We start from the raw sequence: 9,577 nt of genomic DNA, 5'->3' as shown, positions 1-9,577 counted from the left end.
AGTGTTACCTTACTTCTTCTTAGCCTCTTTGGTACGCACGACTTCGTCGGCGTAACGAACACCCTTGCCTTTGTAAGGCTCAGGACGACGGTAGGCGCGCAGATCTGCTGCAACCTGGCCGATCACCTGCTTATCAGCGCCTTTCAGCACGATTTCAGTTTGAGTCGGACATTCAGCAGTGATACCTGCCGGCAGCTGATGGTCAACCGGGTGAGAGAAACCTAAAGACAGGTTTACTACATTCCCTTTAACCGCTGCACGATAACCTACACCAACCAGCTGCAGCTTCTTAGTGAAGCCTTCGGTAACACCGATAACCATTGAGTTCAGCAGGGCACGCGCGGTACCAGCCTGTGCCCAACCGTCTGCGTAACCATCACGCGGACCGAAGGTCAGTGCATTATCTGCATGTTTAACTTCAACAGCATCGTTGAGAGTACGAGTCAGCTCGCCGTTTTTACCTTTGATCGTAATAACCTGACCGTTGATTTTGACATCAACGCCGGCAGGAACAACGACCGGTGCTTTAGCAACACGAGACATTTTTTCCTCCGATTAGGCTACGTAGCAGATAATTTCGCCACCAAGACCAGCCTGGCGCGCTGCACGATCAGTCATAACACCTTTAGAGGTAGAAACAACTGCGATACCCAGACCGGCCATAACTTTCGGCAGCTCATCTTTACGTTTGTAGATGCGCAGACCTGGGCGGCTGACACGCTGAATGCTTTCTACAACAGCTTTACCCTGGAAATACTTAAGAGTCAGTTCCAGTTCAGGCTTGGTGTCGCCTTCAACTTTAAAATCTTCAATAAAACCTTCTTCCTTCAGCACGTTGGCAATTGCCACTTTCAGCTTGGAGGAAGGCATGGTGACCGCAGCTTTGTTCGCGGCCTGACCGTTACGGATACGGGTCAGCATATCCGCGATCGGATCTTGCATGCTCATCTGTCTTTACTCCCGTGATTCAATTGGTGACAATTACCAGCTAGCCTTTTTCAGACCCGGAATTTCACCGCGCATAGCGGCTTCACGGACCTTAATACGGCTCAACCCGAACTTCCGCAGGAAAGCGTGCGGACGACCAGTTTGACGGCAGCGGTTACGCTGACGTGACGGGCTGGAATCACGCGGCAGAGTCTGCAGCTTAAGAACCGCATTCCAACGATCTTCGTCGGTTGCGTTCACATCAGAGATGATCGCTTTCAGTTCAGCGCGTTTCGCGAAGTATTTATCAGCTAAAGCTACGCGTTTTACTTCGCGTGCTTTCATTGATTGCTTAGCCATTTAGTAACCCTACCTTACTTGCGGAACGGGAAGTCAAAGGCAGCCAGCAGAGCACGGCCTTCTTCGTCAGATTTCGCAGTAGTGGTAATGGTAATATCCAAACCACGAACGCGGTCGACTTTATCGTAGTCGATTTCTGGGAAGATGATCTGCTCACGGACACCCATGCTGTAGTTACCACGACCGTCGAATGACTTAGCGGACAAGCCACGGAAGTCACGGATACGAGGAACAGCAATAGTGATCAGGCGCTCAAAGAACTCCCACATGCGTTCGCCACGCAGAGTTACTTTACAGCCGATCGGATAGCCCTGACGGATTTTGAAGCCTGCAACAGATTTGCGTGCTTTGGTGATCAACGGTTTTTGACCGGAGATTGCTGTCAGGTCTGCTGCTGCGTTATCCAGCAGTTTCTTGTCAGCGATCGCTTCACCAACACCCATGTTCAGGGTGATCTTCTCGACCCGAGGGACTTGCATGACAGAATTGTAGTTAAACTCAGTCATGAGTTTGTTAACTACTTCGTCTTTGTAGTAATCATGCAGTTTCGCCATCGTACTACTCCAAATTACTTGATAGTTTCGCTGTTAGACTTGAAGAAACGGACTTTTTTGCCGTCTTCGAATCTAAAGCCTACACGGTCAGCCTTGCCGGTTGCCGCATTGAAGATTGCAACGTTAGAAACCTGAATTGCAGCTTCTTTTTCAACGATGCCGCCCGGTTGGTTCAGAGCCGGAACCGGCTTCTGGTGTTTCTTAACCAGGTTGATACCTTCAACAATGACCTTGCCGGAAGACAGGACATTCTTAACTTTACCGCGTTTACCTTTATCTTTACCGGTTAACACGATAACTTCGTCATCACGACGGATTTTCGCTGCCATGATTCGCTCCTTAGAGTACTTCTGGTGCCAGAGAGATAATTTTCATGAACTTCTCGTTACGAAGTTCACGAGTTACCGGCCCAAAAATACGCGTACCGATAGGCTGCTCGCTGTTATTGTTTAAAATAACGCATGCATTACCATCGAAGCGAATGACAGAACCGTCCGGGCGACGAACACCCTTCTTGGTGCGCACCACTACCGCCTTCAGCACATCACCTTTTTTGACCTTACCACGCGGAATCGCTTCTTTGATGGTGATCTTAATGATGTCGCCTACGCCTGCGTAGCGACGGTGCGAGCCACCCAGAACCTTGATACACATTACGCGACGTGCACCGGAGTTGTCGGCGACGTTCAGCATAGTCTGTTCTTGGATCATTTTAGTGCTCCGCTAATGTCAACTACTACTGAGACCCGAAAATCAGGTCGTTAAAAAAACCCCATATCGAGGGCGCGGCATTATAACACCGCAAATCAGATATGGGTAGAAAAAATAAACGGCCCATCGCTGAGCCGTTTATTCGTTGAGAATGCGTACTGTATTACAGAACCGCTTTCTCTACAACGCGAACCAGAGTCCAGGATTTGGTCTTGGACAGCGGACGGCATTCGCGGATTTCAACCACGTCGCCGATACCGCATTCGTTGTTCTCGTCATGTACGTGCATTTTGGTCGTACGCTTGATGAATTTACCGTAGATCGGGTGTTTCACAAAACGTTCGATAGCAACAACAATGGATTTCTCCATTTTGTCGCTAACCACGCGACCTTGCAGAGTACGGATTTTATCGGTCATTACGCACCCGCCTTCTCAGTCAGTAAAGTCTTAACGCGTGCGACATCACGACGCACTTGCTTCAACAGGTGAGACTGTTGCAGCTGGCCACTTGCAGCCTGCATACGCAGGTTGAACTGCTCACGCAGCAGGTTCAGTAGCTCGGTGTTCAGCTCTTCAACGCTCTTCTCACGCAGCTCTTTTGCTTTCATTACATCACCGTCTTAGTTACAAAGGTGGTTTTAATCGGCAGTTTCGCTGCTGCCAGCTTGAATGCTTCACGGGCCAGCTCTTCCGGTACGCCGTCCATTTCATACAGGACTTTACCCGGCTGAATCAAGGCAACCCAATACTCCACGTTACCTTTACCTTTACCCATACGCACTGCCAGCGGCTTTTCAGTGATCGGTTTGTCCGGGAATACACGGATCCAGATCTTACCTTGACGCTTAACTGCACGGGTCATAGCACGACGTGCTGCTTCGATCTGACGGGCAGTCAGACGACCACGGCCAACAGCTTTCAGGCCGAAGCTGCCGAAGCTAACATCCGCGCCTGCAGCCAGACCACGGTTGCGGCCTTTGTGCATTTTACGGAATTTTGTACGCTTTGGTTGTAACATCAGCGACGCTCCTTATTTACGGCCTTTACGCTGCTGCTTTTTCGGTTGAGCAGCCGGTTTTTCCGGTTGTTCAACAGCAGCCATACCACCCAGGATCTCGCCTTTGAAGATCCACACTTTAACGCCGATTACACCATAAGTGGTGTGCGCTTCAGAGGTGTTGTAGTCGATGTCAGCACGCAGAGTGTGCAGCGGTACGCGACCTTCGCGGTACCATTCGGTACGTGCGATTTCCGCGCCGCCCAGACGGCCGCTAACTTCAACTTTGATACCTTTAGCGCCCAGACGCATGGCGTTCTGTACAGCACGCTTCATCGCACGACGGAACATAACGCGACGTTCCAGCTGAGAAGTGATGCTGTCAGCAACCAGTTTAGCGTCCAGTTCAGGTTTACGAACTTCGGCGATGTTGATCTGTGCAGGAACGCCAGCGATATCCGCTACGACCTTACGCAGTTTTTCTACGTCTTCACCTTTTTTACCGATAACGATACCCGGGCGAGCGGTGTGAATAGTCACACGGATGCTCTTAGCCGGACGCTCGATAACGATACGAGATACAGACGCTTTAGCCAGTTCCTTCGTCAGGTACTGACGTACTTTAAAATCGCTGTCCAGGTTGTCAGCGAATTCTTTGGTGTTCGCAAACCAGGTAGAGTTCCATGGTTTTACAATACCCAGGCGAATACCATTAGGATGTACTTTCTGACCCATTGCTAGTCTCCAGAGTCTCAGCGATCGGACACAACCACAGTGATGTGGCTGGTGCGCTTCAGGATGCGATCTGCACGACCTTTTGCACGCGGCATAATGCGCTTCATGCTCGGGCCTTCGTCTACGAAAATTTTCGTAACTTTCAGATCGTCAATGTCAGCGCCATCGTTGTGTTCAGCGTTAGCAATGGCAGATTCCAGAACTTTCTTGACCAGTACAGCCGCTTTCTTGTTGGTGTAGGTCAGAATATCCAGAGCCTGCGACACTTTCTTACCGCGAATCAGGTCAGCAACAAGGCGAACCTTCTGAGCAGAAGAACGAGCATGGCGATGTTTAGCGATAGTTTCCATCTCTTCCTCCTACCTTATTTCTTCTTCGCTTTTTTATCAGCAGCGTGGCCGCGATAAGTACGAGTCGGTGCGAATTCACCCAGTTTGTGACCGACCATTTCGTCGGAAACAAATACCGGAACGTGCTGACGACCATTATGGACAGCGATGGTCAAACCGATCATGTTAGGAAAGATCGTTGAACGACGGGACCAAGTGCGCAGGGGCTTCTTGTCTCCGCTTTCCACCGCTTTCTCTACCTTCTTCAGCAAGTGCAGGTCAATAAAAGGACCTTTCTTGAGAGAACGTGGCATGGCTTATCCTCTAAAATTATTTGCTACGGCGACGTACGATGAATTTATCAGTACGCTTGTTGCTGCGGGTCTTCTTACCTTTGGTCTGAACGCCCCACGGAGTTACCGGGTGCTTACCAAAGTTACGACCTTCACCACCACCATGTGGGTGGTCTACTGGGTTCATCGCAGTACCGCGAACGGTAGGACGAACGCCACGCCAGCGTGCAGCACCTGCTTTACCCAGAACGCGCAGCATATGCTCAGCATTGCCAACTTCGCCCAGGGTTGCACGGCAGTCTGCTTCGACTTTACGCATTTCACCAGAACGCAGACGCAGGGTGACATAAGCGCCATCGCGAGCAACGATCTGAACGTAAGTACCAGCGGAACGCGCCAGCTGACCGCCTTTACCTGGTTTCATTTCTACGTTATGAACGGTAGAACCAACCGGGATATTGCGCATCGGCAGGGTGTTGCCTGCTTTGATTGCAGCATCAACGCCAGACTGAATCTGGTCGCCAGCTTTCAGGCCTTTCGGGGCCAGGATGTAACGGCGTTCGCCGTCTTTGTACAGAACCAGCGCGATGTTCGCGGAACGGTTCGGATCGTACTCAAGACGTTCAACAACTGCCGGGATACCGTCTTTGTTGCGTTTGAAGTCAACAATACGATAAGCCTGTTTGTGACCACCACCGATATGACGAGTGGTGATACGGCCATTGTTGTTACGACCACCGGATTTGCTGTTTTTTTCAACCAGCGGAGCAAAAGGTTTGCCCTTGTGCAGCTCTGGGTTGACCACTTTAACGACGTGGCGACGACCCGGAGATGTCGGTTTACATTTAACAACTGCCATTGTATTACTCCTCCGACTTACTCAGCGCCGCCGACGAAGTCCAGATTCTGGCCTTCTTTCAGGGTGACGTAAGCTTTTTTCCAGTCGCTACGACGACCGATACGCTGTCCGTGACGTTTAACTTTCCCTTTAACAACCAGGGTGTTAACGACTTCGACTTCGACTTCAAACAGTTTCTGCACAGCAGCTTTGATTTCTGCTTTGGTCGCGTCTTTAGCAACTTTGAGAACGATGGTGTTAGTTTTTTCCATCGCAGTAGACGCTTTTTCAGAAACGTGCGGTGCGCGCAGCACCTTCAGCAGACGTTCTTCACGAATCATGCCAGCATCTCCTCAACTTGCTTAACAGCATCAGCAGTCATTACGACTTTGTCGAAGGCGATCAGGCTAACCGGGTCGATACCAGTCGCATCGCGTACGTCAACCTTGTGCAGGTTACGTGCGGCCAGGAACAGGTTTTCGTCCAGCTCACCGGTGATGATCAGCACATCTTCCAGAGCCATGTCTTTCAGTTTCTGTGCCAGCAGCTTAGTTTTCGGCGCTTCTACAGAGAACTTCTCGACAACGATCAGACGATCCTGACGTACCAGTTCGGACAGGATGCTTTTCAGCGCGCCGCGGTACATCTTCTTGTTAACTTTTTGACTGTGGTCCTGCGGACGAGCAGCGAAGGTCACGCCACCGGAACGCCAGATCGGGCTCTTGATAGAACCTGAACGCGCACGGCCAGTGCCTTTCTGGCGCCACGGTTTTTTACCGGAACCAGTTACTTCAGCACGAGTCTTCTGAGCACGAGTACCCTGACGAGCACCAGCTGCATAAGCAACAACAACCTGGTGAACCAGCGCTTCGTTGAAATCACGACCGAAGGTAGTTTCGGAAACAGTCAGCGCGCTCTGCGCGTCTTTCAATACTAATTCCATTGCTATCCCCTTACGCCTTCACAGCTGGTTTAACGATCAGGTCGCAACCGGTTGCACCCGGAACACCACCCTTAACCAGCAGCAGGTTGCGCTCAGCGTCAACGCGTACTACGTCAAGGCTCTGAACGGTTACGCGCTCATTACCCATCTGACCTGCCATTTTCTTGCCTTTGAACACTTTGCCCGGAGTCTGGTTCTGACCGATAGAACCCGGAACGCGGTGAGACAAGGAGTTACCGTGAGTAGCGTCCTGGGTACGGAAGTTCCAGCGCTTAACGGTACCAGCGAAACCTTTACCTTTAGAGGTACCGGTTACGTCAACTTTTTTAACGTCAGCAAACAGTTCAACGCTGATGCTCTGACCTACGGTGTATTCTTCGCCTTCAGCCAGGCGGAATTCCCACAGACCACGGCCAGCTTCTACGCCAGCTTTAGCAAAGTGACCCGCTTCCGGCTTGGTGACACGGTTAGCTTTTTTAGCACCCGTAGTAACCTGAACAGCGCGGTAGCCATCGTTAGCCAGGTCTTTAACCTGAGTAACACGGTTTGCTTCAACTTCGATTACGGTTACTGGGATAGAGACGCCATCTTCAGTGAAGATGCGGGTCATACCCACTTTTTTACCGACTAAACCAATCATTGTATCAACCTCTCAATCGCTCGATGACCTGATTAACCCAGGCTGATCTGCACGTCTACACCGGCAGCCAGGTCCAGACGCATCAGAGCATCAACGGTTTTCTCGGTTGGCTCAACGATGTCAACCAGACGCTTGTGAGTGCGAATTTCGTACTGATCGCGCGCATCTTTGTTAACGTGCGGAGAGATCAGAACGGTAAAGCGCTCTTTGCGGGTCGGCAGCGGGATCGGACCGCGAACCTGCGCACCAGTGCGCTTGGCAGTCTCGACGATTTCCGCGGTTGATTGATCGATCAGACGATGATCAAACGCTTTCAGGCGGATACGGATTCTTTGGTTCTGCATGAGACCAGAGCTCCAATTATTTTATAAACGAAAATGATTACTCCTCACACCCATTACGATTGATGGGAGAGTGTAACCGTTCTTACGTAGCTCCCCGATTGGGAGCATTGTTAAATAGCCAAATCGGCTATTCGAGGTTCAAATCGAACCTGCCGTCAATTACGACAAGCCCGCGCATTATACGTAAATCTCAGCCTGACGCAAGTGTCGGATAGAAATTAAGCGCTTTATTCTTATGCGAGCATGATTCCAGGTGGTACGCATGGGATGGCAACGCGCATCTTTTCTTTGGAAGGCATCAGGCAAATCTGGCGATACGTCGTTGTCGCTGTCGCATAAATCTATAAAGGTGAGCACAAGCCTTGACGAGGATTTGCTTATGTTTGTTGCCCTCCCCTTTCTCATTTTTTATGCGTCGTTCTCTTTATTACTTGGCATATACGACGCGCGTACCGGTCTGTTGCCTGACCGGTTTACCTGTCCATTACTGTGGGGTGGTCTGCTTTATCACCAGATTTGCCTGCCGGAGCGTTTACCGGATGCGCTTTGGGGTGCTATTGCCGGCTATGGCGGATTCGCGTTAATTTACTGGGGCTATCGCCTGCGTTATCAGAAAGAGGGGCTTGGATATGGCGACGTCAAGTACCTTGCAGCCTTAGGAGCGTGGCATTGTTGGGAAACACTGCCGTTACTGGTTTTCCTTGCCGCCATGTTGGCCTGTGGCGGGTTTGGCGTCGCGCTACTGGTGAGAGGTAAATCGGCATTAATAAACCCGCTACCTTTTGGGCCATGGCTGGCGGTGGCGGGTTTCATAACAGGTTGGAAAGCTTTCTTTCCAGACGGTTAATCGGTAACCTTGATTTGTGATTGCAGATAATTTTGCATACCAAGTTTGGCAATCAAATCCAGCTCAGTTTCCAGCCAGTCGATGTGACCTTCCTCGTCGGCAAGAATTTCAATCATCATATCCCGGCTGACATAATCATGAACGCTATCGGCATAGGCTATTGCCTCACGTAGATCTTTTGCGCCTTCCAGTTCGAGCCGGAGATCCGATCGTAGCATCTCTTCGACATCTTCACCGATGCCCAGCTTGCCCAGATCCTGTAGGTTCGGTATGCCTTCCAGAAATAAAATACGCTCAATATACTTATCGGCGTGTTTCATCTCATCAATGGATTCATGGTACTCAACATCATTAAGCCGGGTCAGCCCCCAGTTTTTGAACATACGGGCATGAAGAAAATACTGATTAATTGCGACAAGCTCATTTCCCAATAGTTTATTGAGATAATTTATGATTTTAACATCACCTTTCATTTTATAGTCCCTCCGCTTCCACTCTCTAGAGCGTAGATGGGGCTACAGGGATGTCAAAAAAAAGAGTGTGACTCAGGCGATCTCTTTAAATTCCGGCATTTGCGTTAACTCATCCTGCATCACTTCTCGCGCGGCGCGAATACACTTACCACATTGATTTCCCACAGGAATAAATTTACGCAACTGTTGAAATGACTGTGGATGAAATTGTCGTACAGCCTGGCGGATTTTTTTATCGCTTATACCATTACACAAACAAACGTACATGATCGCTCCCGTTCAATTTCCGCACAAAGTGTAAATGAGAATGGTTATGATTACAATAGCACAAAGCGATTTACGCCATGGGAGAAGCGTTAAAAAGGGTGAATAAATATAACAGCGGCTAAATAGCAGGCAACAAAAAGGGCGCCGAAGCGCCCTCTTCAATTCAAAACTAATTAACGAGTAATTAGCCCAGAACTTTAGCAACAACGCCCGCGCCAACGGTACGGCCGCCTTCACGGATTGCGAAACGCAGACCGTCGTCCATTGCGATCGGGTGGATCAGGGTAACAACCATTTTGATGTTGTCGCCCGGCATTA

The 9,577-nt window shown here is 50.1% G+C and carries 20 protein-coding genes and 1 pseudogene; 1 reads left to right on the top strand and 20 read right to left on the bottom strand.

Features of this window, described 5'->3' with window-relative positions; all coding sequences use genetic code 11:
- Positions 1–9: 9 nt before the first annotated feature.
- The 17 genes from rplF to rpsJ form a co-directional block, all read right to left on the bottom strand.
- Positions 10–543 (bottom strand): 50S ribosomal protein L6, encoded by a 534-nt coding sequence (rplF, locus tag J4645_RS21830; protein WP_000091939.1) that lies wholly within the window; start codon positions 541–543, stop codon positions 10–12.
- A gap of 12 nt (positions 544–555) precedes the next feature.
- On the bottom strand, positions 556–948 hold the full coding sequence (gene rpsH / locus J4645_RS21825; RefSeq protein ID WP_000062611.1) for a 30S ribosomal protein S8: 393 nt from the start codon (positions 946–948) through the stop codon (positions 556–558).
- A 33-nt stretch (positions 949–981) separates the two neighbouring features.
- Positions 982–1,287 (bottom strand): 30S ribosomal protein S14, encoded by a 306-nt coding sequence (gene rpsN / locus J4645_RS21820; protein ID WP_001118932.1) that lies wholly within the window; start codon positions 1,285–1,287, stop codon positions 982–984.
- A 14-nt stretch (positions 1,288–1,301) separates the two neighbouring features.
- Positions 1,302–1,841 (bottom strand): 50S ribosomal protein L5, encoded by a 540-nt coding sequence (gene rplE / locus J4645_RS21815; RefSeq protein WP_001096206.1) that lies wholly within the window; start codon positions 1,839–1,841, stop codon positions 1,302–1,304.
- Positions 1,842–1,855: 14 nt separating this feature from the next.
- Positions 1,856–2,170, bottom strand: coding sequence for a 50S ribosomal protein L24 (rplX, locus tag J4645_RS21810; protein ID WP_000729185.1), 315 nt, complete (start codon positions 2,168–2,170; stop codon positions 1,856–1,858).
- 10 nt (positions 2,171–2,180) lie between these two features.
- Complete coding sequence (rplN, locus tag J4645_RS21805) at positions 2,181–2,552, bottom strand: 50S ribosomal protein L14 (RefSeq protein WP_000613954.1); 372 nt, start codon at positions 2,550–2,552, stop codon at positions 2,181–2,183.
- A gap of 163 nt (positions 2,553–2,715) precedes the next feature.
- Positions 2,716–2,970, bottom strand: a complete 255-nt coding sequence (gene rpsQ, locus J4645_RS21800; protein WP_000130101.1) for a 30S ribosomal protein S17 — start codon at positions 2,968–2,970, stop codon at positions 2,716–2,718.
- A complete protein-coding gene (gene rpmC / locus J4645_RS21795) occupies positions 2,970–3,161 on the bottom strand; it encodes a 50S ribosomal protein L29 (protein ID WP_000644742.1) in 192 nt (63 codons plus the stop codon). Before rpmC ends, rpsQ begins: the two co-directional genes overlap by 1 nt.
- On the bottom strand, positions 3,161–3,571 hold the full coding sequence (gene rplP, locus J4645_RS21790) for a 50S ribosomal protein L16 (protein ID WP_000941208.1): 411 nt from the start codon (positions 3,569–3,571) through the stop codon (positions 3,161–3,163). The genes rpmC and rplP overlap by 1 nt, the downstream gene beginning before the upstream one ends.
- Before the next feature lie 12 nt (positions 3,572–3,583).
- Positions 3,584–4,285 (bottom strand): 30S ribosomal protein S3, encoded by a 702-nt coding sequence (gene rpsC / locus J4645_RS21785; protein WP_000529945.1) that lies wholly within the window; start codon positions 4,283–4,285, stop codon positions 3,584–3,586.
- A 17-nt stretch (positions 4,286–4,302) separates the two neighbouring features.
- Positions 4,303–4,635: a 50S ribosomal protein L22 gene (gene rplV, locus J4645_RS21780; RefSeq protein WP_000447529.1), complete on the bottom strand. Its 333-nt coding sequence runs from the start codon at positions 4,633–4,635 to the stop codon at positions 4,303–4,305.
- A gap of 14 nt (positions 4,636–4,649) precedes the next feature.
- Positions 4,650–4,928, bottom strand: coding sequence for a 30S ribosomal protein S19 (gene rpsS, locus J4645_RS21775; protein WP_001138115.1), 279 nt, complete (start codon positions 4,926–4,928; stop codon positions 4,650–4,652).
- A 16-nt stretch (positions 4,929–4,944) separates the two neighbouring features.
- A complete protein-coding gene (rplB, locus tag J4645_RS21770) occupies positions 4,945–5,766 on the bottom strand; it encodes a 50S ribosomal protein L2 (protein WP_000301869.1) in 822 nt (273 codons plus the stop codon).
- Positions 5,767–5,783: 17 nt separating this feature from the next.
- Positions 5,784–6,086 (bottom strand): 50S ribosomal protein L23, encoded by a 303-nt coding sequence (gene rplW / locus J4645_RS21765; RefSeq protein WP_000617546.1) that lies wholly within the window; start codon positions 6,084–6,086, stop codon positions 5,784–5,786.
- Positions 6,083–6,688: a 50S ribosomal protein L4 gene (gene rplD / locus J4645_RS21760; RefSeq protein WP_000424395.1), complete on the bottom strand. Its 606-nt coding sequence runs from the start codon at positions 6,686–6,688 to the stop codon at positions 6,083–6,085. The genes rplW and rplD overlap by 4 nt, the downstream gene beginning before the upstream one ends.
- Positions 6,689–6,698: 10 nt before the next feature.
- Positions 6,699–7,328, bottom strand: a complete 630-nt coding sequence (gene rplC, locus J4645_RS21755; protein WP_000579838.1) for a 50S ribosomal protein L3 — start codon at positions 7,326–7,328, stop codon at positions 6,699–6,701.
- Between the two features lie 32 nt (positions 7,329–7,360).
- A complete protein-coding gene (gene rpsJ, locus J4645_RS21750; protein ID WP_001181005.1) occupies positions 7,361–7,672 on the bottom strand; it encodes a 30S ribosomal protein S10 in 312 nt (103 codons plus the stop codon).
- Between the two features lie 379 nt (positions 7,673–8,051).
- On the opposite strand from rpsJ, the gene hopD reads away from it, so the two are divergent.
- Positions 8,052–8,519: an A24 family peptidase gene (gene hopD / locus J4645_RS21745; RefSeq protein ID WP_000495847.1), complete on the top strand. Its 468-nt coding sequence runs from the start codon at positions 8,052–8,054 to the stop codon at positions 8,517–8,519.
- On the opposite strand, the gene bfr is transcribed toward hopD, so the two are convergent.
- The 3 genes and pseudogenes from bfr to tuf all read right to left on the bottom strand — a co-directional run.
- Complete coding sequence (bfr, locus tag J4645_RS21740; protein ID WP_000675530.1) at positions 8,516–8,992, bottom strand: bacterioferritin; 477 nt, start codon at positions 8,990–8,992, stop codon at positions 8,516–8,518. The genes hopD and bfr overlap by 4 nt on opposite strands.
- A 72-nt stretch (positions 8,993–9,064) precedes the next feature.
- Complete coding sequence (gene bfd, locus J4645_RS21735; RefSeq protein WP_000289082.1) at positions 9,065–9,259, bottom strand: bacterioferritin-associated ferredoxin; 195 nt, start codon at positions 9,257–9,259, stop codon at positions 9,065–9,067.
- A 184-nt stretch (positions 9,260–9,443) separates the two neighbouring features.
- Positions 9,444–9,577: pseudogene (gene tuf, locus J4645_RS21730) on the bottom strand (elongation factor Tu); the annotation flags it as partial.

Origin of the sequence: Salmonella sp. 32082101201600294FB01SM01 (assembly GCF_017572865.1) — a bacterium.
In the GTDB taxonomy this organism is placed as follows: Bacteria; Pseudomonadota; Gammaproteobacteria; order Enterobacterales; family Enterobacteriaceae; genus Salmonella; species Salmonella enterica.
Note: the sequence above shows the minus strand (reverse complement) of the source record. Positions and strands in the feature narration are given on the sequence as shown.

Coding starts and splice junctions, on each gene's coding strand:
- rpsS (WP_001138115.1), bottom strand. CDS start 4,928: ATGCCACGTTCTCTCAAGAAAGGTCCTTTTATTGACCTGCACTTGCTG.
- rplW (WP_000617546.1), bottom strand. CDS start 6,086: ATGATTCGTGAAGAACGTCTGCTGAAGGTGCTGCGCGCACCGCACGTT.
- rpsH (WP_000062611.1), bottom strand. CDS start 948: ATGAGCATGCAAGATCCGATCGCGGATATGCTGACCCGTATCCGTAAC.
- rpsC (WP_000529945.1), bottom strand. CDS start 4,285: ATGGGTCAGAAAGTACATCCTAATGGTATTCGCCTGGGTATTGTAAAA.
- rplB (WP_000301869.1), bottom strand. CDS start 5,766: ATGGCAGTTGTTAAATGTAAACCGACATCTCCGGGTCGTCGCCACGTC.
- rplF (WP_000091939.1), bottom strand. CDS start 543: ATGTCTCGTGTTGCTAAAGCACCGGTCGTTGTTCCTGCCGGCGTTGAT.
- hopD (WP_000495847.1), top strand. CDS start 8,052: ATGTTTGTTGCCCTCCCCTTTCTCATTTTTTATGCGTCGTTCTCTTTA.
- rplP (WP_000941208.1), bottom strand. CDS start 3,571: ATGTTACAACCAAAGCGTACAAAATTCCGTAAAATGCACAAAGGCCGC.
- bfr (WP_000675530.1), bottom strand. CDS start 8,992: ATGAAAGGTGATGTTAAAATCATAAATTATCTCAATAAACTATTGGGA.
- rpsN (WP_001118932.1), bottom strand. CDS start 1,287: ATGGCTAAGCAATCAATGAAAGCACGCGAAGTAAAACGCGTAGCTTTA.
- rpmC (WP_000644742.1), bottom strand. CDS start 3,161: ATGAAAGCAAAAGAGCTGCGTGAGAAGAGCGTTGAAGAGCTGAACACC.
- rpsJ (WP_001181005.1), bottom strand. CDS start 7,672: ATGCAGAACCAAAGAATCCGTATCCGCCTGAAAGCGTTTGATCATCGT.
- rplC (WP_000579838.1), bottom strand. CDS start 7,328: ATGATTGGTTTAGTCGGTAAAAAAGTGGGTATGACCCGCATCTTCACT.
- rplN (WP_000613954.1), bottom strand. CDS start 2,552: ATGATCCAAGAACAGACTATGCTGAACGTCGCCGACAACTCCGGTGCA.
- rpsQ (WP_000130101.1), bottom strand. CDS start 2,970: ATGACCGATAAAATCCGTACTCTGCAAGGTCGCGTGGTTAGCGACAAA.
- bfd (WP_000289082.1), bottom strand. CDS start 9,259: ATGTACGTTTGTTTGTGTAATGGTATAAGCGATAAAAAAATCCGCCAG.
- rplX (WP_000729185.1), bottom strand. CDS start 2,170: ATGGCAGCGAAAATCCGTCGTGATGACGAAGTTATCGTGTTAACCGGT.
- rplE (WP_001096206.1), bottom strand. CDS start 1,841: ATGGCGAAACTGCATGATTACTACAAAGACGAAGTAGTTAACAAACTC.
- rplD (WP_000424395.1), bottom strand. CDS start 6,688: ATGGAATTAGTATTGAAAGACGCGCAGAGCGCGCTGACTGTTTCCGAA.
- rplV (WP_000447529.1), bottom strand. CDS start 4,635: ATGGAAACTATCGCTAAACATCGCCATGCTCGTTCTTCTGCTCAGAAG.